The organism is Bacteroides sp. An322 (assembly GCF_002161765.1).
GTDB lineage: Bacteria > Bacteroidota > Bacteroidia > Bacteroidales > Bacteroidaceae > Phocaeicola > Phocaeicola merdavium.
This window is the reverse complement of the sequence record NZ_NFIN01000001.1, coordinates 174,043-199,754: the sequence shown is the minus strand read 5'-3', so window position 1 is coordinate 199,754 and position 25,712 is coordinate 174,043. Positions and strand designations below refer to the sequence as shown.

The 25,712-nt window shown below is 53.8% G+C and carries 36 protein-coding genes; 22 read left to right on the top strand and 14 right to left on the bottom strand.

What is annotated here, in order from left to right; translation table 11 throughout:
- A complete protein-coding gene (locus tag B5F91_RS00860; RefSeq protein ID WP_087427219.1) occupies positions 1–411 on the top strand; it encodes a hypothetical protein in 411 nt (136 codons plus the stop codon).
- A gap of 47 nt (positions 412–458) precedes the next feature.
- Here B5F91_RS00860 and mobC read toward each other — a convergent pair whose 3' ends face one another.
- The 3 genes from mobC to mobA all read right to left on the bottom strand — a co-directional run bounded on the left by mobC (position 459) and on the right by mobA (position 4,249).
- A complete protein-coding gene (mobC, locus tag B5F91_RS00855) occupies positions 459–2,468 on the bottom strand; it encodes a conjugal transfer protein MobC (protein ID WP_087427218.1) in 2,010 nt (669 codons plus the stop codon).
- 129 nt (positions 2,469–2,597) lie between these two features.
- Positions 2,598–3,845 (bottom strand): conjugal transfer protein MobB, encoded by a 1,248-nt coding sequence (mobB, locus tag B5F91_RS00850; RefSeq protein WP_087427217.1) that lies wholly within the window; start codon positions 3,843–3,845, stop codon positions 2,598–2,600.
- Positions 3,824–4,249 (bottom strand): conjugal transfer protein MobA, encoded by a 426-nt coding sequence (mobA, locus tag B5F91_RS00845; protein WP_087427216.1) that lies wholly within the window; start codon positions 4,247–4,249, stop codon positions 3,824–3,826. Before mobA ends, mobB begins: the two co-directional genes overlap by 22 nt.
- Positions 4,250–4,690: 441 nt before the next feature.
- Between mobA and B5F91_RS15090 the strand changes: the two genes are divergently transcribed.
- The 20 genes from B5F91_RS15090 (at position 4,691) to B5F91_RS00750 (ending at position 19,008) form a co-directional block, all read left to right on the top strand.
- Entirely contained in the window at positions 4,691–4,849 is a 159-nt protein-coding gene (locus B5F91_RS15090; protein WP_158099872.1) for a hypothetical protein, read from the top strand.
- A 127-nt stretch (positions 4,850–4,976) separates the two neighbouring features.
- Positions 4,977–5,750 carry a ParA family protein gene (locus tag B5F91_RS00840; protein ID WP_072541328.1) on the top strand — a complete coding sequence of 258 codons (774 nt, stop codon included), beginning with the start codon at positions 4,977–4,979 and terminating at the stop codon, positions 5,748–5,750.
- Positions 5,743–6,153: a DUF3408 domain-containing protein gene (locus tag B5F91_RS00835; RefSeq protein ID WP_072541327.1), complete on the top strand. Its 411-nt coding sequence runs from the start codon at positions 5,743–5,745 to the stop codon at positions 6,151–6,153. The genes B5F91_RS00840 and B5F91_RS00835 overlap by 8 nt, the downstream gene beginning before the upstream one ends.
- A gap of 20 nt (positions 6,154–6,173) precedes the next feature.
- Positions 6,174–6,476, top strand: coding sequence for a DUF3408 domain-containing protein (locus tag B5F91_RS00830; RefSeq protein ID WP_072541326.1), 303 nt, complete (start codon positions 6,174–6,176; stop codon positions 6,474–6,476).
- A 17-nt stretch (positions 6,477–6,493) separates the two neighbouring features.
- On the top strand, positions 6,494–6,790 hold the full coding sequence (locus B5F91_RS00825; RefSeq protein WP_072541325.1) for a DUF3408 domain-containing protein: 297 nt from the start codon (positions 6,494–6,496) through the stop codon (positions 6,788–6,790).
- Positions 6,784–7,500, top strand: coding sequence for a conjugal transfer protein TraD (locus tag B5F91_RS00820; RefSeq protein WP_072541324.1), 717 nt, complete (start codon positions 6,784–6,786; stop codon positions 7,498–7,500). The genes B5F91_RS00825 and B5F91_RS00820 overlap by 7 nt, the downstream gene beginning before the upstream one ends.
- A gap of 171 nt (positions 7,501–7,671) precedes the next feature.
- Positions 7,672–7,983 carry a DUF4134 domain-containing protein gene (locus B5F91_RS00815; protein WP_087427215.1) on the top strand — a complete coding sequence of 104 codons (312 nt, stop codon included), beginning with the start codon at positions 7,672–7,674 and terminating at the stop codon, positions 7,981–7,983.
- A 42-nt stretch (positions 7,984–8,025) separates the two neighbouring features.
- Positions 8,026–8,358 carry a DUF4133 domain-containing protein gene (locus B5F91_RS00810; protein ID WP_071148924.1) on the top strand — a complete coding sequence of 111 codons (333 nt, stop codon included), beginning with the start codon at positions 8,026–8,028 and terminating at the stop codon, positions 8,356–8,358.
- Complete coding sequence (locus B5F91_RS00805; RefSeq protein WP_087427214.1) at positions 8,355–10,865, top strand: TraG family conjugative transposon ATPase; 2,511 nt, start codon at positions 8,355–8,357, stop codon at positions 10,863–10,865. The genes B5F91_RS00810 and B5F91_RS00805 overlap by 4 nt, the downstream gene beginning before the upstream one ends.
- 120 nt (positions 10,866–10,985) lie before the next feature.
- The gene (locus B5F91_RS00800) at positions 10,986–11,399 is read left to right on the top strand and encodes a DUF3876 domain-containing protein (protein ID WP_087427213.1); all 414 of its coding nucleotides are present in this window, start codon (positions 10,986–10,988) and stop codon (positions 11,397–11,399) included.
- A gap of 36 nt (positions 11,400–11,435) precedes the next feature.
- Positions 11,436–12,074 carry a DUF4141 domain-containing protein gene (locus B5F91_RS00795; RefSeq protein ID WP_055220748.1) on the top strand — a complete coding sequence of 213 codons (639 nt, stop codon included), beginning with the start codon at positions 11,436–11,438 and terminating at the stop codon, positions 12,072–12,074.
- A gap of 3 nt (positions 12,075–12,077) precedes the next feature.
- The gene (traJ, locus tag B5F91_RS00790) at positions 12,078–13,103 is read left to right on the top strand and encodes a conjugative transposon protein TraJ (RefSeq protein ID WP_087427212.1); all 1,026 of its coding nucleotides are present in this window, start codon (positions 12,078–12,080) and stop codon (positions 13,101–13,103) included.
- A gap of 127 nt (positions 13,104–13,230) precedes the next feature.
- Positions 13,231–13,854, top strand: a complete 624-nt coding sequence (gene traK, locus B5F91_RS00785) for a conjugative transposon protein TraK (protein WP_004322024.1) — start codon at positions 13,231–13,233, stop codon at positions 13,852–13,854.
- 16 nt (positions 13,855–13,870) lie between these two features.
- Positions 13,871–14,146, top strand: coding sequence for a TraL conjugative transposon family protein (locus tag B5F91_RS00780; RefSeq protein ID WP_055220874.1), 276 nt, complete (start codon positions 13,871–13,873; stop codon positions 14,144–14,146).
- Positions 14,115–15,443, top strand: a complete 1,329-nt coding sequence (gene traM, locus B5F91_RS00775) for a conjugative transposon protein TraM (RefSeq protein WP_204244645.1) — start codon at positions 14,115–14,117, stop codon at positions 15,441–15,443. Before B5F91_RS00780 ends, traM begins: the two co-directional genes overlap by 32 nt.
- Before the next feature lie 87 nt (positions 15,444–15,530).
- Positions 15,531–16,523: a conjugative transposon protein TraN gene (gene traN / locus B5F91_RS00770; protein ID WP_087340894.1), complete on the top strand. Its 993-nt coding sequence runs from the start codon at positions 15,531–15,533 to the stop codon at positions 16,521–16,523.
- Positions 16,520–17,077 (top strand): conjugal transfer protein TraO, encoded by a 558-nt coding sequence (locus tag B5F91_RS00765; RefSeq protein ID WP_087427211.1) that lies wholly within the window; start codon positions 16,520–16,522, stop codon positions 17,075–17,077. The genes traN and B5F91_RS00765 overlap by 4 nt, the downstream gene beginning before the upstream one ends.
- Before the next feature lie 3 nt (positions 17,078–17,080).
- Positions 17,081–17,992 carry a toprim domain-containing protein gene (locus B5F91_RS00760; RefSeq protein WP_204244644.1) on the top strand — a complete coding sequence of 304 codons (912 nt, stop codon included), beginning with the start codon at positions 17,081–17,083 and terminating at the stop codon, positions 17,990–17,992.
- A gap of 6 nt (positions 17,993–17,998) precedes the next feature.
- Positions 17,999–18,490 (top strand): DUF3872 domain-containing protein, encoded by a 492-nt coding sequence (locus B5F91_RS00755; protein WP_087427210.1) that lies wholly within the window; start codon positions 17,999–18,001, stop codon positions 18,488–18,490.
- Positions 18,487–19,008: a lysozyme gene (locus B5F91_RS00750; protein WP_087427209.1), complete on the top strand. Its 522-nt coding sequence runs from the start codon at positions 18,487–18,489 to the stop codon at positions 19,006–19,008. Before B5F91_RS00755 ends, B5F91_RS00750 begins: the two co-directional genes overlap by 4 nt.
- Positions 19,009–19,180: 172 nt before the next feature.
- Here the strand turns inward: B5F91_RS00750 and B5F91_RS00745 are convergent, their stop codons facing one another.
- The 11 genes from B5F91_RS00745 to B5F91_RS15345 form a co-directional block, all read right to left on the bottom strand.
- Complete coding sequence (locus B5F91_RS00745) at positions 19,181–19,387, bottom strand: hypothetical protein (RefSeq protein ID WP_072543936.1); 207 nt, start codon at positions 19,385–19,387, stop codon at positions 19,181–19,183.
- Between the two features lie 58 nt (positions 19,388–19,445).
- A complete protein-coding gene (locus B5F91_RS00740; RefSeq protein WP_087427208.1) occupies positions 19,446–19,691 on the bottom strand; it encodes a hypothetical protein in 246 nt (81 codons plus the stop codon).
- Positions 19,688–19,909: a DUF3873 domain-containing protein gene (locus B5F91_RS00735; protein ID WP_087247986.1), complete on the bottom strand. Its 222-nt coding sequence runs from the start codon at positions 19,907–19,909 to the stop codon at positions 19,688–19,690. The genes B5F91_RS00740 and B5F91_RS00735 overlap by 4 nt, the downstream gene beginning before the upstream one ends.
- A gap of 11 nt (positions 19,910–19,920) precedes the next feature.
- Positions 19,921–20,178 (bottom strand): hypothetical protein, encoded by a 258-nt coding sequence (locus B5F91_RS00730; RefSeq protein ID WP_087427207.1) that lies wholly within the window; start codon positions 20,176–20,178, stop codon positions 19,921–19,923.
- Positions 20,179–20,205: 27 nt separating this feature from the next.
- Positions 20,206–21,540: a PcfJ domain-containing protein gene (locus B5F91_RS00725; RefSeq protein ID WP_087427206.1), complete on the bottom strand. Its 1,335-nt coding sequence runs from the start codon at positions 21,538–21,540 to the stop codon at positions 20,206–20,208.
- A 4-nt stretch (positions 21,541–21,544) separates the two neighbouring features.
- The gene (locus B5F91_RS00720) at positions 21,545–21,961 is read right to left on the bottom strand and encodes a PcfK-like family protein (protein ID WP_087427205.1); all 417 of its coding nucleotides are present in this window, start codon (positions 21,959–21,961) and stop codon (positions 21,545–21,547) included.
- Positions 21,962–21,972: 11 nt separating this feature from the next.
- Entirely contained in the window at positions 21,973–22,221 is a 249-nt protein-coding gene (locus B5F91_RS00715) for a hypothetical protein (protein WP_087427204.1), read from the bottom strand.
- A gap of 7 nt (positions 22,222–22,228) precedes the next feature.
- Positions 22,229–22,825, bottom strand: coding sequence for a hypothetical protein (locus B5F91_RS00710; RefSeq protein ID WP_087247994.1), 597 nt, complete (start codon positions 22,823–22,825; stop codon positions 22,229–22,231).
- A gap of 22 nt (positions 22,826–22,847) precedes the next feature.
- Positions 22,848–23,069, bottom strand: coding sequence for a hypothetical protein (locus B5F91_RS00705; RefSeq protein WP_087247996.1), 222 nt, complete (start codon positions 23,067–23,069; stop codon positions 22,848–22,850).
- Positions 23,070–23,080: 11 nt separating this feature from the next.
- On the bottom strand, positions 23,081–23,299 hold the full coding sequence (locus tag B5F91_RS00700; protein WP_087427203.1) for a hypothetical protein: 219 nt from the start codon (positions 23,297–23,299) through the stop codon (positions 23,081–23,083).
- 515 nt (positions 23,300–23,814) lie between these two features.
- Positions 23,815–24,057 carry a hypothetical protein gene (locus tag B5F91_RS15345; protein WP_239416106.1) on the bottom strand — a complete coding sequence of 81 codons (243 nt, stop codon included), beginning with the start codon at positions 24,055–24,057 and terminating at the stop codon, positions 23,815–23,817.
- Between the two features lie 397 nt (positions 24,058–24,454).
- Here B5F91_RS15345 and B5F91_RS00685 point away from each other — a divergent pair, with 397 nt between their 5' ends.
- Positions 24,455–25,702 (top strand): glutamate-5-semialdehyde dehydrogenase, encoded by a 1,248-nt coding sequence (locus tag B5F91_RS00685; RefSeq protein WP_087427202.1) that lies wholly within the window; start codon positions 24,455–24,457, stop codon positions 25,700–25,702.
- Positions 25,703–25,712: the final 10 nt, after the last annotated feature.

Below are 25,712 nucleotides of genomic sequence, written 5' to 3'. Positions count from 1 at the left end.
ATGGCGAAAAAGAAAAAACGAAAACAGGGTGCAATGTCAGACTTGCCGATAATCATTGATTACGGCGGCGACTTGGTGTCTGTCTATGACCCGGTGTCCGTCATGCCATACAGCGAACCTCCCATTACGGAAAGGACACGTTACAAGAAACTGAACGCGGAACAAAAGGCGGCTTTCAAGTCAATGTTTGTGTCTGCCGTTACCGTCTATTGGGATGAGAACCGGCTGATACCTTTCGGGGAGGATATGGCAGACATCCGAAAATGGATGTTGGAAGCCTTTGCCGAAAAATATGGTATCTTGCTGAAGGAGGATAGCGAGTTGAAAAACTATCTGATGACCCTTGCCATTTCCACCCTAAACAAGTTGCTCAAAGCAGAAAAGAAGATACAAGAAAAGGAAAATCCGTAACCCGGTCTGAACCGAGCTACGGATTTTCTCTTTTCGCCTGCGGTGTCCTACTTGTTCTGCAACAGGTGTTGCAGTTCCGGGTCGGATTGGATACGCTGCAACTCGTCGGCGACAATCTGCCGCACCTCGGCACGGATGCGGTTGTAGTTCTCCTGAATCATCTCCTTCATGCGGTCGTTGCCGTCGGCATCGGTGAAGTCCGTGATGACGGGGATGGGCTTGTATGCTTGTTCCTCGCGTTTCACCTTTTCGGCATCCACCACTATTTCGCAATGAAAGATTTTCTGCTCGATGCGCTCGTTGAAGTTGTCGGCTACTGCACCGACAAACATACCCTGCGTGAGCGTGGAAATCTTGCTCGCCGGGATAAGGCTCTCCATCTGCGTGTTGATGGAGGTGGACTTGTCCTCGCGGTTGATGGTGATGCTCTGCCGCTTCTGCAAGATTTTGCCGAAACGCTCCGAAAGGGTCTTGGCGGTCTCGCCCACCACCTGACCGGAGAAGATGTTGCCCACCGTGTTCATCACTACGGCGGCTTCCTTGTCGCCGTAGTCGCGCTTCAACTGTGAGAAGTCCTGAAAACCGAGGCAGACAGCCACCTTGTTGCTTCGGGCGGTGGCGATAAGGTTGTCCAGCCCCTTGAAGTAAATCGTGGGCAGTTCGTCGATGATTACCGCCGACTTCAGCTTGCCCTTCTTGTTGATAAGCTTCACGATGCGGGAATTGTACAAGCCCAATGCCGCGCCGTAGATGTTCTGGCGGTCGGGGTTGTTGCCGACACAGAGTATCTTCGGCTCATCGGGATTGTTGATGTCGAGGGTAAACTCGCTGTCGGACATGACCCAATAGAGCTGTGGGGAAATCATACGGGATAGCGGTATCTTCGCCGACGCGATCTGTCCGGCAAGCTGTTCCATCGCGCCGCCCTGCCATGCGTCCATGAACGGGGAAAGGTAGTTCTCCAATTCGGGATAGCTGGTGAGAATTGGAAACACGTCCTCGTAACGGCGGTTCAAGAGTTCGATGGCATGGGGAAAGGTGCAATACTTGCCGTCCTTGTAGATGCGCAAAAACCATATCACAGCGGCAAACAGGATAATCGGTGACTCAACGAAAAAGTCGCCCTGTTTTTGCACCCAAGTCTTGTTCAAATTGAGCATTATCGTGTAGGCACTCTCGTAGGCATCGGTGATGTCCTCCATGAAATCGGGGTGTATGGGATTGCAGCGGTGGCTGCGGCGCGGGTCGTCGAAGTTTATCACGTAGAACTTCGGCTTGACCTTATATCCCTCCGGGTGGTTCATCAGGTGGTTGTAGGCAATAGTCGATAAGTCGCTGAATTTGAAATCATAGATATACATTGAATAACCTTTCTCAATCTGTTGTTTGATAAAACTGTTTACCACGGCATACGACTTTCCGCTGCCCGGTGTGCCCAGTACGATGGACGCACGGAACGGGTTTACTACGTTGATATATCCGTTGTTCCACTTCTTCCTGTAATAGAAGCGTGTGGGCAGGTTCACCGAATACTCGTTCTCGATGAGCCGCGTTTCCTGCATGAAGCTCTCGTTCTCCACGTTGAACACGTCTTCCATGAGGTTGGTGCGCAGAAGGCGACTCATCCATGTGCCGGACATCAGCAGGCAGACATAGCCCGCCGCAACGGTGGCGGTGTACAATGCCGCGTTTGCCTCTACGGGCAACGGCAGGGACAATATCCACCAGTTCAGAAAAAACAGCACAAGCCCTGCTGCAAGCACCGTCCAAATCCTTGCCCACGTGATTTTTTCCTCCTTGACCCCCTTCGTGCCCAGACACGAGAGTGCCAGCAGCGCCAACGCAAAAAGTTTCGTATAAAGGATGGAGCGGAACAATCCTGCGGTGCGGTCGAAGTTCAACAGTACCCTGTCCACCACGCCGATGTCGATGCCCCACAGCCTTACGGCTTCGTAACAATACCAATAGAGGTGTATGACCACCAGTAAAATGCTTACGGCACGCAGAAAATCCATGATTTTCGCCAATGCCCTCAAATCGTCTTCCTGTTGTGACATAAATCTGTTTCTGTTTTTTAGTTGATGAATAATCGTGTTTAATACCGATAGAAAGTGAAGATACCTAAGGTACGGACTTAGGCTATCTCTGTTCCGTACTTAGGTACCCTTAGTTCCGTACTTAGGTTATCACAGCCCCAAACCCTTGCGGCGTTTCTTCTTCCTGCGTTTGAGGTCACGCTCGAAGGCGGCTTCTTCCGCCTGTGCGCCCGACGCATCGCCACCGAGCAGCCCCAAGCCGGTGGAGTGCCCCTCGTCGTGTTCCACATAGGTACGGGCTTCCTGCTGCGGTTCGTCCTCCGTAATGGTGAACGGTATCGGCGGAGTGCCTGCATACGGCAGGGTGAAATGCTCCTGCAAGGCGTTGGCGGAAAACTCCCTGCCCAAGCGCGAGCCGTTCAGCACGCAGCCCGTGCGGTGGTCGATGAAGGTCGCCCCGTATATGCGCCCCTCATCCGTGTGGCGGAACACCACATCCACGCCCTTTGCATGAAGCAAGCCGATGAACTCCTCCTTACGGTAGGTCCGGGCGAGCGCGGCGGCGACGGTCTTGCGCGTCCTGTCCGCCAGACGCTTGTCGCGGATCTGCCCTTTGGAAAATTCAAACCTGCGCAGCACGGCTTCATAGCCGACGGACTTCCCGATACGGGATGCCTTGAAAGGATTGCCAACCTTGTTACCGGCATCGTCGGTGGCGGCATAGACCAGCCCGTGATACTCGCGCCCGTCCACGTTGCCACGGGCTTCCTCCACCGTGACGTTGTAGAGGGAGAGCAGGGCGCGGTATTCGCCCATCGTCCGGAACTTGTAAGCCGCCATGACCGCCTTGGCGGTGTTCGCCACCTGACGCTTCACGTCGCCCTGCGAAACGTCCACTTTCCGCAAGGGGTTGTCATGGCGGTGCTGCCTGCGGTCGGCGGGGTGCAGGCCGTACTTGCGTTCCAGTTCACGGGTAATCTCCCGGCTCTTGCGGAAGTTGTAGCGGTCGCTGATGCACCTGCCGTTATCATCCACACGGATGGTCACGATGTGCAGGTGGTGGCGGTCGATGTCCTCGTGTTTATAGATGATGTACGGCTGTTCGCCGAACCCCATCCGTTCCATGTACTCACGCGCAATGCCCTCCAGTTCCATGTCCGTCAGTCGGTCATCGGGATGCGGGTTGAGCGATACGTGCATGACGGGCTTCTCCGTCCTCACGTGGGGCGAGAGGTAACGTGAGAAGTCCTGCATGGCGCGGTGGATATCCATCCTGCCGGAACAGCCGTCGAAGATTTTGTTCGTGCCGAGCAGTTTGCCCTGTTCCTTGTTAATCTTCTCCCCGTTGTACGCCAATGCCCCGAACAAGGATTTTCCTAAACTGATTTTTGCGACCATCGTTCCTCGAAATCCTTTGTCAGTTCCACGATTTGGCGGGTCAATGCCGCCAGTTCCTTCGTGCATTGCTCCAGCCGGTAGAGCAATGCCATCGCCTTTTTCTCGGAGAAATGGCAGCGCAGCTCCTTGACGGTCTGGTTGTAGTTGTTGCCTATCATGCGGTACTGCGCATGGAATGAAGACAGCTTGGCGTAGTATTCCACCAGCGTCCTGTCCTCCCGGAACACACGGAACTCCCCGCCGAAGATGCGTGCCTTGGCGAACACCGCCTTTGCCTTCACCTCCGTCTGTTCGTACATGGCGAGGAACCTGAGCCATTCCTCGTCGTTGAAACGCAGCATCACATGGTGCGTTTTCTTTTCCAACTTGGGGTGTCTTCCCCCTTTCTTACGTTCTCTGTTCATTATTACTATGGATTTAGTGGTTTCACGGCATAAGCGCAGCTTCCGGCACACGTGCCGCAGGTAGGAAACAGGCTTCCCGACTTCGGAGAGGAAGCCCCCTTCCCCTTTCAGGGGCAAGGCTTGCGGGAGTAACCCGCAAGGTTTCGGGTAACTCGAAACATACCTTGCTGTGTCTTAGAGGACACAAAAATCCGTAGCAGACGGATTGGGGATATACCTGTTATAACAATCCCATAAAGGTATCGGTCGCCCGATACCCTCCGGCTGCCCAAAAGAAGGACGGAGCCGGGGGCTGCGGTACGCGCCGGGAGCATTGCCCTGCCGCTTGGGTGCAAAGGTAGGGCGTTTAAGCCCTTGAAAACGTGACAAGAACGAAGCCACTCCCTACCACTTGCTGCCAGAAGCTGCCACCAAACTCCAAAACGATACGGATATGGAAAAATGCCCTTTACTTTGCAGGCAGAAAGGTCGGCAAGCCTGCCTATTTCCGTACAGGCATATCCGCAAATGTGCAAATCCTTGCACCTGTCTGCCCTCCTGCCTGTGTGCCTGCCTGCCGGCACGCAAGCGTACAGGCGGAAACGCAAGCAGGCACATTAGATTGCAAGCAAGCGAGTAACCTCATGAGCATACAAGCAAAGCCGCAAATGTGCAAATGAACAAGTCTGCGAAATGGCATATATGCCGACCTGCAATAAACCGATGTCTAACAATTAAAAAAAGAAGAATGAAAAAAGAACCTTTGTTCATCGCCTTCTCCACCCAGAAGGGAGGAGCCGGCAAAACGACACTCACCGTACTGATGGCGAGTTACCTGTATTACGTGAAAGGGTACGACGTGGTAGTCGTGGACTGCGACTTTCCCCAGTTCAGCATTAAGGACATGCGCGAGCGTGACCTGAAGAACATCGAGCGCAACCCGTACCTGCGCAAGCTGGCATATGACCAGTTCAAGCGCATCGGCAAACGTGCCTACCCGATTGTGGGCAGCCGACCCGACAATGCGATAGAAACGGTCAAGCCCTTCATTGAGTCGGCGACACCGCCCGATTTCATCTTTTTCGACCTGACGGGTACGGTGAACAACCTCGGATTAATCAAGACGGTGGCGACCATGGATTACATTTTCTGTCCTATAGCCGCCGACCGATTCATCATGGAAAGTTCGCTGAAGTATGCAAGCATTATCAATGACACGCTGATCACCACTGGCAAGTCGAACATCAAAGGTATCCGACTGTTGTGGAATATGGTGGACAAACGCGAGAAAACCGACCTGTACGACATCTATGACAAAGTGATTGCCGGGATGGGGTTGGAAACGCTGAAGACAAGCCTGCCGGACAGCAAGCGTTTCCGCAAGGAAGGTTCGGAAGAAGGCGACCGCCCGTTTTTCCGTTCCACGCTGCTGCCACCAGACAAAGCACTGGCGAAAGGTAGCGGCATCGATGACCTTGCGGAAGAAATACTCGGTATCGTAAAGCGCCCGACGCATGGCTAAAAAACTTGATGTCGATATTGATCCCGGCAAGTTTCTGGACTCGTTCCGTCCAGAAATGCCCACGTCCGCCGCCCCTGAAAATGCTGGAACGGATGAAAATGCCCCAGACAAGGTGACAAGACCAACGGAGAAACCGTCAATAAAGGCGAAAAAGGAAGAAACCATACAGGAAGAGGAATATATGGAACTCTTCCTACATGCGCCGAAAACTCCCATATGTTCAGGCAAGACTGCCTATATCCGTAAGAATTACCATGAGCGGATACAGCGCATCGTACAGGTCATCGGGAAAAACGGGATTTCGCTGTCAGTCTATGTGGACCGTGTGTTGGAACAACATTTCCGCGAGAAAGAGGAAGTGATACGCAGGCTCTACAAAAAGAATTATGAAGACGTTTATTAACATTAAAAGCAAAAATGACAATGGAAAGAAAAATAGACAAGAAAAAAAATTCAGGAACAGGTATCGCGCAAGATGCGAGTGAGGTGGAAAAAGTAAAAAACTACATCTATACATACCTGAAGAGTGCGGACTTTACCGCCCGCACATGTAAGACAGCTTATATCCGTGACGAACACCACGAGCGGATACAACATATTGTCCATATTATCGGGAAGAACAAGATTACGTTATCCGGTTACATAGACAATGTACTGGCAGAGCATTTCGCAAGCCACAAGGATGAGATGACCAAACTGTATGAATTAAGCAAACCGATTTTCTAACTCAAAAGAAAATAATCATGAAACTGAACATCAACATTTTCAGACGCAAGGGAAAGGAAGAAGCCTATGCGGGCAAGTACCTCAACGGGCGCAGGCCGGAAGGAACCGCACAGAAGGCGGTGTACATCAGCCGCGAGAACCATGAAGCCGTCAAGCGGATCGTAGGCATGGCGGGAGGGCAAGGGACAACCATATCCGGTTACATAGACAGCATTGTCACCGAACACCTTGAACAGCACAGGGCTGAACTGGAAACCCTGCATGGGAAGAAGAGCCACGGGATGGTCGAACAGATAACGATAAGCCGATGGTGACGTTCCTGATTGTCCTGATGATGATGTGCAACCTGTGGATACTTTTCTATCTGACATGGGAGCAGCAGGAACGGCAGAAGGCCGGCAGTCAAGAAAACACAGACCGGAAACGGCAGGAACCGCCGCCCGATGTCGTGGGCAGGAGCAAGTTCAAAATATCGGACTGGATTGGGACAGAAAAGGACACCACAGTGCCGGAAGCTGCCACTTCCGTGGAAGCCGAGGCGGTGGAAGAAAAGGACGTTACCTTTGCCGATGAAACGGATACCGACGGAGGACAAGCACCGGAAAACAAGCCGTCACGCCAAGTGCCCGATGACGAACTTGATGAAACATTCAGCGACAGCCGCGTGTCGGACATGGCAGAATATGACGGGAATGAGGATTACGATGGCGAACCCCATGAGGCAAGCGGCTTCACCTTCGAGGACATCGACCTTGCCATGCGGACGGTAAAGAAACCGGCAGCCACAATGGAGGAACGCCGCCACGCCGGGATGGTGTTCTGCGACATGAAGGGTAACGAGCTGTTCGCGATGATAGAAAAGAGTTCGGAAGCGACCCGCAGGAAACTGAACGAACTGATGGATTTCTATATGGACAGCGTTTCCGCCACCATACGGAAGGAACCGACCCCGACGGCGGTACGGACTACAGTCCCAAACGTGCCGGACAATATTGAGGATTTCAATATCCGTGATTTTGTATAACAAGTAAAACGAAACAATGATGCGAAAAAAGAAAATCGACTACGGCTAAACCACGGCTTGCCACCGAACCACTAAATCCACAAGCCGGCTTCATCCAAAGCCGCAAGAAGTAAAACAAGTATCAACCGCCAAAGGGACTATCCAACCCGGAGGCACAAAAAAGAAACGATTATGACAAAGACATTGAAGAAAAAACAAATCATTCTCGCAGCCCTTCTGCTGGCTGCAAACATCTCAGCGTCCGCACAAGGCAACGGCATGGCGGGCATCACCGAAGCCACCAGCATGGTCACTTCATACTTTGACCCGGCGACGAAACTCATCTACGCCATCGGTGCTGTCGTCGGGCTTATCGGGGGCATCAAGGTATATGGCAAGTTCTCATCGGGCGACCCCGACACCTCGAAGACCGCCGCGAGCTGGTTCGGGGCGTGCATCTTCCTGATTGTGAGCGCGACGATTCTCCGTTCGTTCTTCCTTTAATAAACGGGCATACCTATACATATATAATAAGGTATAAGGACAATGGCTGAATACCCTATCAACAAGGGCATAGGCCGTCCGGTGGAGTTCAAGGGACTGAAGGCGCAATACCTGTTCATCTTCGCAGGCGGGCTGCTTGCCGCCTTCATCCTCTTTGTCATCCTGTACATGGCAGGCGCGGGCCAGTGGCTCTGCATCGGCTTCGGTGTGGTGTCTGCTTCCGCCACCGTCTGGCTCACGTTCCGGCTGAACGCGAAGTACGGCGAACACGGGCTGATGAAACTGGGCGCGGCACGGATGCGCCCCCGCCATGTGCTCCACCGCAGACGGGTGTCCAATCTGTTAAGACGAAAAAAGAAAGGAAGAAACGTATGAGAAATGTAATGAAAGCCACCACGCTGGAAAGCCGCTTCCCGCTGCTCTCGGTGGAGCACGGCTGCATCGTCTCGAAGGACGCGGACATTACCGCCGCCTTCGAGGTGGAACTGCCGGAGGTCTATACCGTAACGGCGGAGGAGTACGAGGCCATCCACGCCGCGTGGTGCAAGGCGATAAAGGTGCTGCCCGACTACTCGGTGCTGCACAAGCAGGACTGGTACGTGAAGGAGCGGTACCGCCCCGACACAGGCAGGGAGGGCATGGGCTTCCTTGCCCGCAGCTACGAGATGCACTTCAACGAGCGCCCGTTCCTGCACCACAAGTGCTACCTGTTCCTGACGAAGACAACGAAGGATCGCATGAGGCAACAGAGCAACTGGAACACCCTGTGCCGTGGGCACATCGTGCCGAAGGAGATGCAGGACAAGGAAACGGCGGTGAAGTTCATCGAGGCGGTGGAGCAGTTCGCGCGTATCTTGAACGATTCGGGGCACATCCGGCTGCGCCGGCTCTCCGATGACGAGCTTACGGGCACGGAAAAGGAAACGGGCATCATAGGCAGGTACTTCGCACTCTCGCCGGGCAATGTGGACTGTCTGGAGGACATGGAAATGACGGCGAGGGAGATGCGCATCGGCGACAACCGGCTGTGCCTGCACACCCTGTCGGACACGGAAGACCTGCCCGCTGCGGTGGCCACGGACAGCCGTTACGAACGGCTCTCCACCGACCGCTCGGACTGCCGCCTGTCGTTCGCCGCTCCCGTGGGCCTGCTGCTTCCCTGCAACCATATCTACAACCAGTACGTTTTCATCGGCAACAGCGACGAGGAACTGCGCCGCTTCGAGAAAACGGCGAGAAACATGCAGTCGCTCTCGCGGTACAGCCGCCAGAACGCCATCAACCGCGAGTGGATCGAGGAATACCTGAACGAAGCGCACTCGCAGGGGCTGAAGTCCGTCCGCGCCCACTTCAACGTGATGGCGTGGAGCGACGACGCGGAGGAACTGAAACGCATCAAGAACGATGTAGGCAGCCAGCTGGCTTCAATGGGCTGCGTGCCGCGCCACAACACGACGGACTGCCCGACGCTGTTCTGGGCGGGCATCCCCGGCAACGCCGCCGACTTCCCGGCGGAAGAAGCGTTCCACACGTTCATCGGGCAGGCGGTGTGCCTCTTCGCCGGCGAGACCAACTACAAGGACTCGCCCTCCGCCTTCGGCATCCGCATGGCGGACCGTATCAGCGGCAAGCCGCTGCACATCGACATCTCCGACCTGCCGATGAAGCGGGGCGTGACAACGAACAGAAACAAGTTCGTATTGGGCCCTTCGGGAAGCGGCAAGTCATTCTTCATGAACCACCTTGTCAGGCAGTATTACGAACAAGGATCCCACGTGGTGCTGGTCGATACGGGCAACTCCTACCAAGGGCTGTGCGAGATGATACACCGCAAGACCAAAGGAAAGGACGGCATCTACTTCACCTACACGGAGGAAAAGCCCATCTCGTTCAACCCGTTCTACACGGACGACGGGGTGTTTGATGTGGAGAAGAAGGACAGCATCAAGACGCTGCTGCTCACCCTGTGGAAAAGCGAGAACGAACCCGCCACGAAAACGGAGTCGGCGGAACTGGGCAGCGCGGTGAACGCATACATCCTGAAAATCCAGCAGGACAGGAGCATCGTTCCGTCGTTCAACTCGTTCTACGAGTACATGCGGGACGTGTACCGCAAGGAGATGGAGGAACGCTACATCAAGGTGGCGAAGACGGACTTCAACATCGACAACTTCCTGACCACGCTCCGGCAGTATTACCGGGGCGGACGGTACGACTTCCTGCTCAACTCCACGGAGAACATCGACCTGCTGCACAAGCGGTTCGTGGTCTTCGAAATTGATTCGGTGAAGGATAATGCCGAGCTTTTTCCGGTGGTTACGATTATCATCATGGAAGCATTTATCAACAAGATGCGGAGGCTGAAAGGCGTCCGGAAACAGCTCATCGTGGAGGAGGCTTGGAAGGCTCTTTCTTCGGCGAACATGGCTGATTATCTGCGCTATATGTACAAGACGGTCAGAAAATACTTCGGCGAGGCGATTGTGGTGACGCAGGAGGTGGACGACATCATCTCGTCGCCCATCGTGAAGGAGAGCATCATCAACAACTCGGACTGCAAGATACTGCTCGACCAACGGAAGTTTATGAACCGCTTTGACCAGATACAGGGGCTGTTGGGGCTGACGGAAAAGGAGAAGTCACAGATACTCTCCATCAACCAGTCCAACGACCCGTCCAGACGGTACAAGGAGGTATGGATAGGGCTGGGCGGCACACAGTCGGCGGTGTACGCCACGGAGGTGTCCATGCAGGAGTATTTAGCCTACACGACGGAGGAAACGGAGAAGATGGAAGTCCGCGAACTGGCGGAGAAGCTGGGCGGCGACATGGAAGCCGCCATACGGCAGATAGCGGAAAGGCGAAAAGAAGAGGAACAGTAATGAAACAGCGTCCTGCCTCACACGGCGTATGAGCCTGCCTCCAACGGCGTATGAGGGTATCTCAAACGGCGTATGAGGGAAGGACACATTTTTACCAACTAAAAAACAAGATTGAAGAAAATGAACATTGAACTGACAAAGACACAACGGCTGCTGCTTTGCGGCGGTCTGATTGGCTTGGCATCGCTGATGCTGCAAGCCTGCGAAACGGTAATGAAAGAAAACGAGGATGTCCGCGAGAAGATTTGCGGCAACTGGCAGAGTGCGGAGGCGGGACCCGACATACTGGTGTACAAGGAGGGTGAACACTACAAGGTGACGCTGTTCCGGCGGTCGGGCGTGCGCCGCAGGCTGAAGCCGGAAACCTACCTGCTCCAACGGGAGGAGAACGGCAACCTCTACATGAACACGGGCTTCCGCATCGATGTGGCGTACAACGAGGAAACGGACGTGCTGACCTTCTCGCCGAACGGCGACTATATCCGGGTGAACACGGATAATGCTTCGGACGACGAAAAGAAAGAAGAACAATAAAAAACTAATGTACCACTAAATCCAACGTGAATGAGAATGAGACAGAAACTGAGAATGCCGCTGATAGCGGTCTGCCTGTGCCTCACGGGTGCGGGCACGGCAAACGCCCAATGGGTGGTGTCCGACCCTGGCAACCTCGCCCAGAGCATCATCAACTCCGCCAAGGAGATGGTGGAGACGGCTGGCACGAAGGCGAACACCCTGAACGGCTTTCTGGAAACCAAGAAGGTTTTTGAGCAGGGCAAGAAGTATTACGACGCCTTGAAATCCGTGCATGACGTGGTGAAAGGAGGCGTGAAGGTGACGAAGAGCATCGGGCTGGTTATGGAAATCTCCGAAATCTATGTGGAAAACTACCAGAAGATGCTCTCGGACGAGAACTATACCCCCGATGAGCTTGCCGCCATCTCGTCGGGCTACGCCATGCTGATAGACGAAAGCTCGGACGTGCTGCAGGACCTGAAGAACGTGGTGAACGTCACGGGGATGTCGCTCTCGGACGCGGAACGGCTGGCAATCATCGACAATGCCTACCGCAGCCTGATGAACTACCGAAACCTCGTGCGCTACTACACGGGCAAGACCATCTCGGTGAGCTACCTGCGGGCAAGGAAGAAGAACGACATGGACCGGGTGATGTCGCTGTACGGAACGGCTAACGAAAGGTACTGGTAGCCTATGGGAGAGTTCGACAACCTTCACCAGATACTCCTTTCGCTCTATGACGAGATGATGCCGCTTTGCGCGGACATGACGGGCGTGGCGAAAGGGCTTGCCGGGCTGGGCGCACTGTTCTACGTGGCGATGCGCGTATGGCAGTCGTTGGCACGAGCCGAAGCGATAGACGTGTACCCGCTGCTGAGACCTTTTGCATTAGGTCTGTGCATCCTGTTCTTCCCGACCATCGTATTGGGCACGATGAACAGCGTGCTGAGTCCCATCGTGCAGGGCGTACACGGGATTCTCGAAGAACAGACCTTCGACATGAACGAGTACCGGGAGCAGAAGGACAAACTGGAGTACGAGGCGCTGATGCGCAACCCGGAAACCGCCTACCTCGCCTCGGACGAGGAGTTTGACCGGCAGCTGGACGAGCTGGGCTGGTCACCCTCGGATCTCCTGACGATGACGGGGATGTACATGGACCGGGCGGCGTACAACATCAAGAAAAGCGTGCGTGACTGGTTCCGCGAACTGCTTGAACTGATGTTCGCCGCAGCCGCGCTCATCATCGACACGCTACGGACGTTCTTCCTCGTGGTGCTGTCCATACTGGGGCCGATAGCCTTCGCCTTCTCCGTGTGGGACGGCTTCCACTCGACGCTCTCGGCGTGGTTCAGCCGCTACATACAGATTTACCTCTGGCTTCCCGTGTCGGATTTGTTCAGCACCATACTGGCGAAAATCCAGATACTGATGCTCCAGCAGGACATCGAGCGTATGCAGACCGACCCGAACTTTTCGCTGGATGCAAGCGACGGGGTGTACATCGTATTCCTTATCATCGGCATCGTGGGGTATTTCACCATACCGACGGTGGCGGGCTGGATTATCCAAGCCGGAGGCGGCATCGGCAGCTACAACAAGAACATCGGGACCGCCGGGGCTTTGGGCGGCAGCGTGGCAGGTGCAGCCGCAGGAAACATGGCGGGGCGTGCCGGGAAGCTCATCAAGGGAACGGCTGGAAAGGTGTTCAAGAGGTAACAGCCGGAACGGTCGAAGTGGCACTTTGGGGTTGCCTATGTGCCACTCTGACCTCCCCGAAGTGCCACTTCGGAAAAAGGATACCGAAACATGATTTTACAAACAGAAAAAGAAAGACGAAAAGAAAATGGAATTCAAATCACTAAAGAACATCGAGACGAGTTTCCGGCAGATACGTCTGTTCGGCATCGTCTATACGGCAGCCTGTGCCCTCGTGGTGGTCTGCTCGGTGGTGTGCGCCTTCCGCTTCGCCGAGGCACAGCGGCAGAAGATATACGTCCTCGACGGGGGCAAGAGCCTGATGCTCGCGCTCTCGCAGGACCTGTCGCAGAACCGTCCGGCGGAAGCGAGGGAACACGTGCGCCGTTTCCATGAGCTGTTCTTCACGCTCTCGCCGGAGAAAAGCGCGATAGAACACAACGTGAAGCGTGCCCTGCTCTTGGCGGACAAGAGCGCGTACAACTACTACGCCGACTTCGCCGAAAAGGGCTTCTACAACCGAATCATCGCCGGCAACATCAACCAAGTGCTTCAGGTGGACAGCGTGGTGTGCAACTTTGACCGCTACCCCTACGAGGCGCGGACATACGCCCGTCAGATGATTATCCGCGAGAGCAACGTGACGGAACGCACGCTCGTGACCGCCTGCCGCCTGCTCAACGCAAGCCGCTCGGACGACAATCCGAACGGATTTACCATCGAGGGCTTCACGGTGCTGGAGAACAAGGACATCCGGACCATAGAAAGATGATGCGCGTATGGGAAAGATGAAAAATCTCATTGAAAAGTACACCACCAATTTCAAGAAGGAATTGCGTGGAAAACTGGAAGCCCTGCCGCCGAAGGCGCGTCTGGGGATAGTCCTCACGGCATTTGCCCTCTTCGCCGTCCTTTGCCTGTACATGACCGTCACCGCCATCGCCGGTTTCGGCAAGGGGAACGGGGCAATGGAGATACGGCACATCGAGAAATTGGACCTGCCGATGCAGGAAAGTATGAACCTTTATAATAATGTATATGGAAAAGGAACAGAAGAAGAATGAAACGAAAGAGAAGAAGCCGCTGACCGAACAGCAGCGGCAGCAACGCAAGAAGATGCTGGTCTATCCGCTGATGGGACTGTTGTTCCTGGGCTGCCTATGGCTCATCTTCGCACCGTCCTCCGAGGACAGGGAGAAGGCAAAGCAGGGTCAGGGATTCAACACGGACATGCCCCTGCCCGAAGACTCGAAAATCATCGGTGACAAGGCGAAGGCCTACGAGCAGTTGCAGTTGGAGAACCGGCAGAAGGAACGCCGGGGCATGGTGGGCGACCTGTCCTCGTTCTGGCACGACGGCGCGGAAAAGCCAGACACGGCGGCTGCATCGGACGACTACCGCCTGACACAGACGGAACCGTCCGAAAATGAGCGTGCCGATAAGCAACAGGCGGGCATACGCACCTCCGCTGCCGCCTATGAGCGGCTGAGCACTTCGCTGGGCACGTTCTACGAGCCGCCGAAGGAGGACCGGGAAAAGGAGGAGCTTCGGGAACGCATCGATGAACTGGAAGCCATGCTGATGGCGCAGGAGGGCAAGCCGTCCTCAATGGAGGAACAGGTCGCGCTCTTGGAAAAGTCCTACGAACTGGCGGCAAGATACCAGAACGGGAAGAGCAATGCCGGGCAGAGCGCACGGTCCGAAGGGACGGAAACATCCGCCAAGGCTGACGAAAGGAGCATGAAGGCGGAACCGGTAAGCGGGGTGCGTCCGGCGGTGGTGTCCGCCTTGCCGCAGCCCATGACGGACTCGGCTTTCATCGCGGACTACGCGGGTGAACGGAACTACGGCTTCCACACCGCCATCGGCACGGCGGAAGCCTCGGAAAAGAACACCATCGCCGCCTGCGTGCAGGGCGACCAGACCATTACGGACGGGCAGACGGTGAAGCTCCGGCTGCTGGAGCCGATGCGCGTGTCGGGGCGCGTCATTCCCCGGAACACGCTCCTTGTGGGCGCGGCACGGTTGCAGGGCGAAAGGCTCGGCATCGGCATCACCTCGCTGGAACACGGGGGAAGCATCATCCCGGTGGAACTGGAGGTGTACGACAGCGACGGGCAGGCGGGGATCTTCATACCCGGCTCGATGGAGATAGACGCGGCAAAGGAAATCGGGGCGAACATGGGCAGCTCGCTCGGAAGCAGCATCAACATATCGACCAACGCGGGGGCGCAGCTCGCCTCCGACTTGGGGCGAGGGGCGATACAGGGCATCTCGCAGTACATCTCGAAAAGGATGCGCACGGTCAAGGTACATCTGAAGTCAGGGTACAGGGTATTGCTCTACCAAGAAAAGGAATGAACAGTCCAAAAACATAAAGGCGAAAAAAGAAAAAAAATAATCAACAAACCATTTTTTATTTACCACTAAATCCAACGTAAAATGAGTATCAAGAAAGTAATGACAATGTTTGCCCTGCTGATGGGCATCGCCTGTGCGACCTACGCGCAGGGAGTGACGAACGACAGCACCGCCACCGCCAAGGAGGACGGGCTGGAACTGGTGAAGGATGTCTATCCGCAGACGGAGGAGGACGGCGACCTGTACCACGGTCTGACGAAGAAGCTGATGTTCGACCGCATGATACCGCCGCACGGTCTGGAAGTCACGTATGACAAGACCGTCCACATCCTGTTTCCGGCGGCGGTGCGCTACGTGGACCTGGGTTCGCCCAACCTGATAGCGGGCAAGGCGGACGGCGCGGAGAACGTCATCCGCGTGAAGGCGACGGTCAGGGACTTCCGCAGCGAGACGAACATGAGCGTCATCACGGAGGATGGCAGCTTCTATACCTTTAACGTGAAGTACGCCGACGAACCGCTTATCCTGAACGTGGAGATGAAGGACTTTATCCACGACGGCAGCACGGTGAACCGACCGAACAACGCGCAGGAAATCTACCTGAAGGAACTGGGCAGCGAAAGCCCGATGCTGGTACACCTCATCATGAAGTCGCTGCACAAGGAGGACAAGCGCAAGGTGAAGCACATCGGCTGCAAGCGTTTCGGCATCCAGTACCTGCTGAAAGGAATATATGTCCACAATGACCTGCTGTATTTCCACACGGAAATCAAGAACCAGAGCAACGTGCCGTTTGACGTGGACTACATCACGTTCAAGATTGTGGACAAGAAGGTGGCGAAACGTACCGCCATGCAGGAACAGGTGCTGTTCCCGCTCCGCGCCTACAACTACGCCGTCCGTGTAGCCGGGAAGCGGTCCGAACGCACGGTGTTCTGCCTTCCGAAGTTTACCATCCCCGACGGCAAGCAGCTCGTGGTGGAGATGAACGAGAAGGACGGCGGACGCCACCAAACGTTTACCGTGGAGAACGAGGACTTGGTACAGGCTGAAACCATCAACGAGTTGCGTGTGCGATGAAAGGAAAGGTACTGTTTATTGTAACGCTTCTGTCCGTCCTCCTGGCAGGACGGGCGGAAGCCCAGCGGTGCCTGCCGAAGATGCGGGGCATCGAACTGAAAGCCGGGCTGAACGGGGCGGACGGCTATGTGCTGGGAGCCACGCTGTCAAGCTATGCCAAAGGCGGCAACAAGTGGGTGTACGGGGTGGAATATCTGCAAACCAACCATGATTATAGGAGTACGACCATCCCTGCGGCGCAGTTCACGGCGGAGGGCGGCTTCTACTACAACTTCCTGTCGGACGCGAAAAAGGTGGTGTTCCTCTATGCGGGCGCGTCAGCCCTTGCCGGGTACGAGACGGTGAACTGGGGCGAAAAGACGCTGTACGACGGGGCGCGGCTGAACAACGGGGACGCCTTCGTCTATGGCTGTGCCGCCACGCTGGACATGGAGGTGTACCTCGCGGACTTCATCGCGCTGACGGCTTCGCTCAGGGAGCGTTTCCTCTGGGGTGGAAGCATAGGGGTATGCCATACGGAGTACGGGATAGGTGTCAAGTTCATCATCAACTGACGGATGCCTATGGACATAGAAGCGATGAAACGGTTTCCGATAGAGGACTTCCTCGCCCGGCTGGGACATCATCCCGTGCAAAGGCGTGCCAATGCAATTTGGTACAGGTCGCCGTACCGGGAGGAGAAGACGCCTTCTTTCAAGGTGAACCCGGAGAAAAACCTCTGGTTTGACTTCGGCGAAGGCAAGGGTGGCAACATCTTCGCCCTTGCCGGGGAGTTCATCAAGACGGGCGACTTCCTCACGCAAGCGAGGTATGTGGCGGAAGTGGCGGGTATGCCGGTACAGGACCATAAGCTGCAAAATGCCGTTGATACGCACCGTTCCGACGGACACAGCTTCGAGGATGTGGAGGTGCTGCCTTTACAGAACCGGGCGTTGCTCCATTACCTGCAAGAGAGGGGCATACCGTCCGCCGTCGCCATTGCGAACTGCAAGGAGATGCGCTACACCACGCACGGCAAGCGGTATTTCGCCGTGGCTTTCGGCAACGAAGGCGGCGGCTACGAGATACGCAACCCGTTCTTCAAGGGCTGCGTGCCGCCGAAGGACGTGACCCTGCTGTCGGTCGGCTCGGCGACCTGCAACGTGTACGAGGGCTTCATGGACTACCTCTCCGCCCGTGCGCTGGGCATCGGCGGCAAGGAAGACCACCTCGTGCTCAACTCGGTGTCCAACGTGGCGAGGGCGTACCGCCATCTGGACGGCTACGGGCGGATAAAGTGCTACCTTGACAATGACGAAGCCGGACGGCGGACGCTGGGGGCTTTGCTTGCACGTTACGGCGATAGGGTATCGAACTGCTCCGGCATTTATGACGGGTGCAAGGACTTGAACGAGCACCTGCAAAGGGTGCTTGCCGAAAGGCAGGCTCAAAGCGAGAACGAAAAGAAAAACAAATCCATCAGACTATAACAGATTATGAACATGAATAAATTGAACCAAAAAGCGAAAAGAAACATAGTAAGAACCTTTGCTGCCCTCTGCGTGGGTATGCTCTCCATAGGCTTCACCGCCTGCGACGACGGGCTGGACGTGACGCAAGCCTACCCGTTCACGGTGGAGACCATGCCCGTGCCGAAGGAACTGGCGCAGGGCGAAACGGCGGAGATACGCTGCGAGCTGGTGCGTGAGGGTGAGTTTGACGGGGCGGTCTATACCATCCGCTACTTCCAGTTTGACGGCGAAGGCACGCTGAAGCTGGATAACGGCTTGGTATTCCTGCCCAACGACCGCTACTTGTTGGAGAACGAGAAGTTCCGCCTGTATTACACCTCGGAGTGCGACGAGTCGCAGAGCCTGACCATCACGGTGGAGGACAATTTCGGCAATGCCTTCGAGTGGGAAGTCGAGTTCAACAACGACTCGGATGCGGATGTGGCGGTGTCGGACACCTTGAACGTCAGCCGATGATGCGCAAGGCGTTGCTCCTGCTGCTGGCGGCTGCCCTCTGTGGCAGCCTGCCGGCACAGCATACGGATGAAACGGCACGGCTGCTGGCGCTGTTCAACAGCCACCCGAAAGCCGACATTGCCGTCGAACTGGTGAAAAAATACGAGGGGCTGCATGACCGTTCCGACTACCCGTATTACGGCTACGGACACCGCAGGCTGCCGAACGAGAAGCTGTCCTACGGTATGACGGAGGCGGAAGCGGAAGCCCTGCTCCGCAAGGATTTGGCGGTGCGTTACAGGCTGTTCCGCAAGTATGGAAAAGACGCCTTGCTCCTGACCGTCCTAAGCTACAACGTAGGGCAAGGGGTACTGCTCGGTCATGGCGGGCATCCGAAAAGCGGGCTTGTCCGCAAGCTGGAAGCCGGGAACAGGGACATTTACCGTGAATACACAGCCTACTGCCGGTACAAGGGCAAAACCGTCCGCTCGATAGAGCGGCGGCGCAAAATGGAGTTCCTGCTGCTGTATGAGCCGTGAGGCTATGGTTGGCTGTACAACAAACAAAATCCGATGGTGCCTTTTGTGACTTCATCGGATTTTTCCATATTATCGAAGATGGAAAGTAACGGTTTCTTTGCTACTTTCTTATCCGCCTGTCCTGCTCATGAAAGAAAGTAGCGGGCGGCAATTCCTGCCACCCGCCAAAGGGTCATCCTGCCATTATACGCTTCTGTATGCGTTCAAGGGTACGCTCGGCAATGGGGCGTGTGTCCTTTGTCCAAAGGTCATAGTCATGCACGGATATTCCCACGCTCCGCAGGTCACGGATATAGCCGGACACATAGTCTCCCGAAGGGAGGTAAACGAACTGCATCCATGCGTCCTTGCCGTCTGTCAGTATAAAATAGTATTTCATGATGCCTTCTCTTTTAATGGTGTTGGAAGTGTGGGCGGTGGTGTCCACCGCCACGCACTCAAAATTCTCTCATATCAGCGATAGTCGTACAGTGTGTGAGCCATTCCTTTACGCAGGGCATGTTGTATTCGGAAGTGATGACTGCCGTATGCTCGTTTATTTGCGTAAACCTCGTACTTTCATAGTCCTCCACCCATCCTTTGAGGGTGTCAGTTCCCCATGCGTCCGCATCGGCAAACATTCTGTCCAACACACAAATGGGGTCGCTGAATGTCACAATCAGCGTGTCATAGCCTGCTGTCATAGCCTGTCCTCCTTCGTTTTAATCCATTCGTCACGTAACCGCCTGCACTCGTCCAGCGTGGGCTTCACGCAGGAGAACAACTCTCCGTCCGTATGGCGGTAGTCGTATTGCACGAAAGTGCGCCTTTTCCTGCCGATACTCATTTGGAAACTCTCGTATTTCTCCGTTCCTGCCGCTTGGCAGGTGCTTACTCCGTTAATGGTCATTCTCGTTGTCATAGCCTTATCAATTAAAATTCAACAATCAGTAGTCTGTTCTCCAAACATTGGTCGGGGTCGGATGCCTTCTTCTGCGTCACCCATAAATGGTGTGCGCCATACCCAAAGGCGAAAAGGACATTGAAAAGTTCCTTTCGGGCGAACACCTCCATTACACCCCTTACATCCTGCTCGTTCTTTGTCAGCACAAGCGTGTTCAACAGTTCGATGAACATTTCGGGCAGTTCCTCGTGCCATCCGAAAATCATATTTTCTATTTTCACTTCCATATCATTAACTATTAGTTTGTTATACGATTATGCCACCTGCTTCATCCGCTGCCGTATCTGCTCGGCATTGTCCTCCACCAATTTGATGATACGGTCGTGGTATTCGGTGTTGGAGTTGCATACGCCACGGCTTTGTACCACTTTCAGTGTTAGCAAGTCCACCTCCACCGTCTCGATGCGCTTTCCGTCAATCCGTGCGGACAGTATCAGAGAGTTTTCATCATTGTAATAAGCATTGGTATAGACGCAATGGTGCATGGCTTTCCCTTCTTCGTAAAACTCATCCACGCTTTGCAATACCTTTACAATGATTAGTCCGTCCGTCAGTACAAGGTTGAGGAAAGCGGCTTTCTTTCGGATATACTCGTCTTTCTCTTTCGCCATATCCTCCAAACGCTTCCGCTCACGCTCCAACCGCTCGGCTTCCCATATCATGCGCCGCCGTTCCCGTTCACGCTCCAATTGGGCTTGCCGTTTCTCCATATATCGGTCGTGAGCCGCCTTGAGGTCGGTCGGGCAAATGAAATGGGGGTTGCGCAAGTCTTTTCCCAATTTCTCCAACAGATATAGAAGGTCGCACCATAATGAAATGTCGGTTATGGCATATTTGTTCCGCATAGCTATCTTGTACGAGTGCCAACACCTGTCAAGTGCTTGCGGCTTGGAGAGGAAATAGCGCAAATGCTCGATGTTGCCCGACTTCATCAGGGTTTCCGCACGGCTGTCTGAAAGAATAGCCGTGAATAAGCTGTAAGGCGGTATGCCGTGCAGGTTACCGTCAAATCCGTTACGCTTGATTTCGGGGATAATCCGCTGACGTGGGTAGGTGCATATCGGGTCTATGTCGTACACCCTATGTTGGTTGTTCTTGCGGATTTCCATCGGGCTGTCCTCAACCCACAAGTCATAGTAAAGGGGAGACATGCCACGCAGCCGTGCCACCGTCTCGGACTTGCCGTCGGGGGCTATCCACCGTTGTACCACCTCACAGATAGAATACTCCGCCTTTTGCCCGACTTTCTGACGGCTTCTGACGAAAAAGAAACGTATCACTTGGTAGCCTTTGCAGGTGGCGAGGATAGAGAAATACTCATTATCCGTGAACACCCTCTTTCGGGTGTCCACGATTTCCAATGCCGTTCCGCAGTTCGGGCAGGAGCATCCGCAAAGGGTGTCGGCAAGGCTGTGTCCGCTTTTCCATGCGTGTCCGCACTCCGTGCAGGTGATGATACCTTTTGCCGTTCGTCTGCCGTAGTGCTTGAAGCAATGTCGGAAAGCGTAGGTTCTCTGTGCGTCTGTCAGTTCGGGCAGGTTTGCGCTCAAACGGATGATTTCTTTCTGTATGGATGTCTTTGGTTTCATAAGTTCAGAATAATGAGAGTTCAACTTGTTGTACATTTGTCTTTTGGCTCGCCTTAGCCTTGTTGCGGTTCTGCAACTTGCGCAGTTCCTCGGCTTGGTATTGGCGGATGGCTTGCTGCCGTGCTTCCGCCTTTTCCCCGTCAGTCAGTTCTACCGTATGGTTCACGACTACTTGGCATTGCAGTGGCTTGCCCACTTCAATGTCGTCCTCGTCATAGTAGTGGACGGCTTGGGAATAGATTTCACCGTCCGTAAAGCCGTTGCAGCCGCTTTTCTGTACCCAATTGAGGATATAGGTCACGCAATCCTCCATGTTCTTGTTAGGCTTGTTGTAATTTGCTGCAAACAGTTTGTCCTCCGCTGCACGGTTGTCCAGATAGGCTTGGATTGTACGCTTGAAATGGTCTGTTGTCTTGTTCATATCGTCAGATTTTAGATGTTGTCATTCGTGTAAAGTATGTCGCAGTCCTCCACTTCGGCTGGAAGTCCGAAAAGGGGATAACGTGAGAAATAGGGCTGTGCGTTGCCTTCTTCGTCCGTAAGGGGTGAGACAATCTGCACGTTCCACTTGCTCTGCCACTCGTCAATCATGCGGATTTCCTCGTCCGTCAGTCCCGTCATGTCACCGTTGATGATGTACCCCAAACTCCATGTGGGTATCTTTTCCGTTGTCCTGTTCATAAGGCTGTCAGTTGAAAAGTGTTCCGTCTGATAAGAATTCATATCCGTTGGCTTCGCAGTCATGCTCGAAGGCTTCCTCATCGATGCAATCCTCAACGTCCCTGCTGCAAAAGCGGAAGAAACTGCCGATGCACTCGTCCATAAGGTCATGCAGGTTCGTATGCTTGTCGGGTGCTTTCAGAAAGTCGTATATGGGCTTCAGGATGTCCATGTCAGCACAATAGCCTGTCAGCACGCAATCCTCGGTTACGGATATGCGGCTTCTGCGTTGTTTGTTGAAGTCCTTTCCGTGCCAATAGGTCTTGGGCTTGAAAAGGCTGTGCCAATAGTTGTTCACGATGAATTTCAATAACCGCACACCGCAAAGTTCTTCCTCTTCCTCGCTGTAATTGGAGGTGAAACGGTAGTAACACGTGCAGCCGTCATATCTCCAATCATATACACGTATGTTGAATATGCCTTCAAAGGCTTTCAGCGTTGCCATGTTCTCGCTCTGCCACGGATATTCATACCCTGCCAACCATCGGTTGTAAGCATTTTCCTTTGCCGTGAATGAAAGCTCGTCCACCTTATAAACATTGTATGTCCTTGTTTCCGTTCTCATAATCTTCTGTCTTAAAGGGTCGTCAAATGGTTTCTTTCAAAATCTCTCTCCAATAGACTGGCTCTACCTCGCTTAAAAGAAAGTCTATGAAATCCTTTCTTGCATCCTTGCACAACTCCTTGTACATTTCTCGGAATGTGCTGAAATTGCCGTTGATGTACGTTTCCACCATATACTCAAAGATGTTGTCCACCTCGTAAAACCTGCATTGCTGCGCTGCCGTCTTGCTGTTTCTTTTCGCCATATCCTTATGAATTAAAGGGTTAATAACCAAATGAATGTCCAAATAATTGTCACTATTGAAAGTAGTGCGGTGAGGATGCCGAACATGAAGTTCAACACGCCCAATAGGATTTCCTCTGCGATGCCTACCGCCAAACCTCCTGCGCAAAGGGTAATGCCCCATGCCGCTCTCGCTACTGCGGACAATACTTTCCGCAAAGCCTTTCCGATATCGTTCAATGTCATTCTCATATCTTCCAATTTTTAAGTTGTTGTTACTTGTCTTGCTCGGATGGGGAGGTCGGGTCGAGTCCTTTTTCTTTTCGCCTCTCCGTATGTCCGATGTTTCCTTGTGACGTCTTCCGACCGCGCATCGGTCGTTTTCGTTTCGGGGGCCATGCAAAGGTTAGGGAGTAGGTTCAGCAAATTTTTACGACAGAATACTACCTGAGCTTGCGAAGTGTGGAGATTGTGGCTAAAAAATTTGTGTTCCTAATCCCGTCTTTACCTTTGCCCCTGCAACGAAAATGACCCACTGATGCCGTCTGGAATGGCGGCATGGGAATATCGGCATACTTGCTGGAGAGGCGGGAAGGAAAAGGGGAAGCATAGAGGATGGCGCAATGCGCCACGGGGAAGTTCAAAGGGCGGCGCAACGGACAAGGGGAAAGCCCCGCTTTCCTGCCGCCGTGACAGAAGTCCTGCAACCGTCATTGTCATGCGTGCATGGCTTGCGGTTGCAAGTTTTCTGCCGACGGCACATGTCTTCAAACGGTCTTGTCTGCCATGCCCGGTTTGGCAAAAGCATGGCAAGACGGTTTGAGGACAGGGAAGACATGACAGCCGGAAATAGTCGCAGGTGCAGATTCACGCTTGCCGTGCCCTGCATCCGGCGGCATTTCGGCTGCCAAAAGAAGACGAGAAAAAGAAAATGGATAAAACGGACTTGTCCGTTCTGCACAAGCATATAAAAGAAGTGCCCACGACGATGGCGGTGTCACTTGTGACATTGTGGTCGTCGTGGGCTTTTCTTTGCTTGTGCCGTTTCTGAAATGGGCTTACGCACATCAAGCCGGAAGCCGTTTTCAGAACGAGGTAACGGCAATATCCCTAAAAAATAGGTAATGATTTGGTGCTATGGGATAAAAAATGTATCTTTGCAAATACGAAAGAGTTGTTTGAATCTATGAGGTAAACCGCAGCAAGTCAGAGCGTTCTGAATGTCGCTAAATCGTTACCTAAAATCTCACACTCTTCAATTCCATTCTGTGTATCAATCAGATACAGCTTTTTTAATTATCCATAACCAAAGATAAGAAAAGTTTTTAGAATAATGAAAATAAACGGGGAAAAAGTATCGGAATGTTGGAAAGAATCTTATTTTTGCAGGGATTTAAATTGATAGTTATGAGTATTACCGACACTTTGTTACAGGTAAGGCAGGCGTCGCGCGCCTTGCCTCTGTTAGAAGAAGAACGTATCAATGAAGTGCTTCGTGCGGTATCGGAGATGATTCTCAACCGTACCGATGTCTTGTTGGAAGCCAATGCGGAAGACTTGCGGCGCATGAATCCTTCCGACCCGAAATACGACCGGTTGAAGTTGACACCCGACCGTCTGAAAGGCATTGCTTCGGATATGATGAACGTAGCTTCGTTGCCTTCTCCGCTCAATCGGATCTTGGAAGAAACGGTGCGTCCCAACGGGTTGCGCTTGCGGAAGGTGAGTGTGCCTTTCGGTGTCATCGGCATCATCTACGAGGCGCGTCCCAATGTGAGCTTCGATGTGTTCTCGCTTTGTTTCAAGAGCGGAAGCGCGTGTGTATTAAAAGGAGGGCACGATGCGGATTGTTCGAACCGTGCCATCGTGGCGTTGATTCACGAAGTGCTGAGGCGTTTTGATTTGGACGAACATATCGTGGAGCTTCTTCCGGTAGAGCGGGAAGCTACTACGGAATTGCTTCATGCCGAAGGATTGGTCGACTTGATTATCCCTCGCGGAAGCAAGGGATTGATAGATTATGTGCGCCGTGAAGCCACCATTCCGGTTATCGAGACCGGAGCGGGCGTGTGTCATACGTATTTCGATGCCAAGGGCGACTTGAAGAAAGGTGCCGCCATCGTGAATAATGCCAAGACCCGGCGGGTAAGCGTATGCAATGCATTGGATTGTTTGTTGGTGCATCAAGTGCGTTTAGCGGACTTGCCCGAATTGTGTGCGCCTCTTCAGGCATCGCATGTCACGCTTTATGCAGACGAACCGGCATATCAGGCGCTCCAAGGGCATTATCCGGAAGAGTTGCTTTGCCCCGCGACACCCGAAAGCTATGGGACGGAGTTCATGGATTATAAGATGGCTATCCGTACCGTTTCGGACATCGAAGAAGCGCTTGCGCATATCTATACATATAGTTCGAAGCATAGCGAATGCATCGTGACCGAAGATAAAGACACCGCCGCTTATTTCCAGCGCATGGTGGATGCGGCTTGTGTCTACGTCAATGCCCCCACATCGTTCACCGATGGCGCGCAGTTTGGGTTAGGAGCCGAGATAGGTATAAGCACTCAGAAATTGCATGCCCGTGGTCCGATGGGCTTGCGTGAAATCACTACGTATAAGTGGCTGATAGAAGGAAATGGACAAATAAGAAATTAAATGAAGATAA

Excerpts from the sequence above, each read along its gene's own strand:
- B5F91_RS00740 (WP_087427208.1), bottom strand. The coding sequence starts at position 19,691 with ATGACAGCAGGCTATGACACGCTGATTGTGACATTCAGCGACCCCATT.
- traK (WP_004322024.1), top strand. The coding sequence starts at position 13,231 with ATGGAATTCAAATCACTAAAGAACATCGAGACGAGTTTCCGGCAGATA.
- B5F91_RS00760 (WP_204244644.1), top strand. The coding sequence starts at position 17,081 with ATGCCTATGGACATAGAAGCGATGAAACGGTTTCCGATAGAGGACTTC.
- B5F91_RS00765 (WP_087427211.1), top strand. The coding sequence starts at position 16,520 with ATGAAAGGAAAGGTACTGTTTATTGTAACGCTTCTGTCCGTCCTCCTG.
- B5F91_RS00745 (WP_072543936.1), bottom strand. The coding sequence starts at position 19,387 with ATGAAATACTATTTTATACTGACAGACGGCAAGGACGCATGGATGCAG.
- traM (WP_204244645.1), top strand. The coding sequence starts at position 14,115 with ATGTATATGGAAAAGGAACAGAAGAAGAATGAAACGAAAGAGAAGAAG.
- B5F91_RS00700 (WP_087427203.1), bottom strand. The coding sequence starts at position 23,299 with ATGAGAATGACATTGAACGATATCGGAAAGGCTTTGCGGAAAGTATTG.
- B5F91_RS00735 (WP_087247986.1), bottom strand. The coding sequence starts at position 19,909 with ATGACAACGAGAATGACCATTAACGGAGTAAGCACCTGCCAAGCGGCA.
- B5F91_RS00705 (WP_087247996.1), bottom strand. The coding sequence starts at position 23,069 with ATGGCGAAAAGAAACAGCAAGACGGCAGCGCAGCAATGCAGGTTTTAC.
- B5F91_RS00710 (WP_087247994.1), bottom strand. The coding sequence starts at position 22,825 with ATGAGAACGGAAACAAGGACATACAATGTTTATAAGGTGGACGAGCTT.
- B5F91_RS00810 (WP_071148924.1), top strand. The coding sequence starts at position 8,026 with ATGGCTGAATACCCTATCAACAAGGGCATAGGCCGTCCGGTGGAGTTC.
- B5F91_RS00780 (WP_055220874.1), top strand. The coding sequence starts at position 13,871 with ATGAAAAATCTCATTGAAAAGTACACCACCAATTTCAAGAAGGAATTG.
- B5F91_RS00830 (WP_072541326.1), top strand. The coding sequence starts at position 6,174 with ATGGAAAGAAAAATAGACAAGAAAAAAAATTCAGGAACAGGTATCGCG.
- mobB (WP_087427217.1), bottom strand. The coding sequence starts at position 3,845 with ATGGTCGCAAAAATCAGTTTAGGAAAATCCTTGTTCGGGGCATTGGCG.
- B5F91_RS00750 (WP_087427209.1), top strand. The coding sequence starts at position 18,487 with ATGATGCGCAAGGCGTTGCTCCTGCTGCTGGCGGCTGCCCTCTGTGGC.
- B5F91_RS15090 (WP_158099872.1), top strand. The coding sequence starts at position 4,691 with ATGCCCTTTACTTTGCAGGCAGAAAGGTCGGCAAGCCTGCCTATTTCC.
- B5F91_RS00795 (WP_055220748.1), top strand. The coding sequence starts at position 11,436 with ATGAGACAGAAACTGAGAATGCCGCTGATAGCGGTCTGCCTGTGCCTC.
- B5F91_RS00730 (WP_087427207.1), bottom strand. The coding sequence starts at position 20,178 with ATGGAAGTGAAAATAGAAAATATGATTTTCGGATGGCACGAGGAACTG.
- B5F91_RS00815 (WP_087427215.1), top strand. The coding sequence starts at position 7,672 with ATGACAAAGACATTGAAGAAAAAACAAATCATTCTCGCAGCCCTTCTG.
- traJ (WP_087427212.1), top strand. The coding sequence starts at position 12,078 with ATGGGAGAGTTCGACAACCTTCACCAGATACTCCTTTCGCTCTATGAC.
- B5F91_RS00755 (WP_087427210.1), top strand. The coding sequence starts at position 17,999 with ATGAACATGAATAAATTGAACCAAAAAGCGAAAAGAAACATAGTAAGA.
- B5F91_RS00715 (WP_087427204.1), bottom strand. The coding sequence starts at position 22,221 with ATGAACAGGACAACGGAAAAGATACCCACATGGAGTTTGGGGTACATC.
- B5F91_RS00835 (WP_072541327.1), top strand. The coding sequence starts at position 5,743 with ATGGCTAAAAAACTTGATGTCGATATTGATCCCGGCAAGTTTCTGGAC.
- B5F91_RS00685 (WP_087427202.1), top strand. The coding sequence starts at position 24,455 with ATGAGTATTACCGACACTTTGTTACAGGTAAGGCAGGCGTCGCGCGCC.
- mobA (WP_087427216.1), bottom strand. The coding sequence starts at position 4,249 with ATGAACAGAGAACGTAAGAAAGGGGGAAGACACCCCAAGTTGGAAAAG.
- B5F91_RS00720 (WP_087427205.1), bottom strand. The coding sequence starts at position 21,961 with ATGAACAAGACAACAGACCATTTCAAGCGTACAATCCAAGCCTATCTG.
- B5F91_RS00820 (WP_072541324.1), top strand. The coding sequence starts at position 6,784 with ATGGTGACGTTCCTGATTGTCCTGATGATGATGTGCAACCTGTGGATA.
- B5F91_RS00840 (WP_072541328.1), top strand. The coding sequence starts at position 4,977 with ATGAAAAAAGAACCTTTGTTCATCGCCTTCTCCACCCAGAAGGGAGGA.
- B5F91_RS15345 (WP_239416106.1), bottom strand. The coding sequence starts at position 24,057 with ATGTCACAAGTGACACCGCCATCGTCGTGGGCACTTCTTTTATATGCT.
- B5F91_RS00805 (WP_087427214.1), top strand. The coding sequence starts at position 8,355 with ATGAGAAATGTAATGAAAGCCACCACGCTGGAAAGCCGCTTCCCGCTG.
- B5F91_RS00800 (WP_087427213.1), top strand. The coding sequence starts at position 10,986 with ATGAACATTGAACTGACAAAGACACAACGGCTGCTGCTTTGCGGCGGT.
- B5F91_RS00725 (WP_087427206.1), bottom strand. The coding sequence starts at position 21,540 with ATGAAACCAAAGACATCCATACAGAAAGAAATCATCCGTTTGAGCGCA.
- B5F91_RS00860 (WP_087427219.1), top strand. The coding sequence starts at position 1 with ATGGCGAAAAAGAAAAAACGAAAACAGGGTGCAATGTCAGACTTGCCG.
- mobC (WP_087427218.1), bottom strand. The coding sequence starts at position 2,468 with ATGTCACAACAGGAAGACGATTTGAGGGCATTGGCGAAAATCATGGAT.
- B5F91_RS00825 (WP_072541325.1), top strand. The coding sequence starts at position 6,494 with ATGAAACTGAACATCAACATTTTCAGACGCAAGGGAAAGGAAGAAGCC.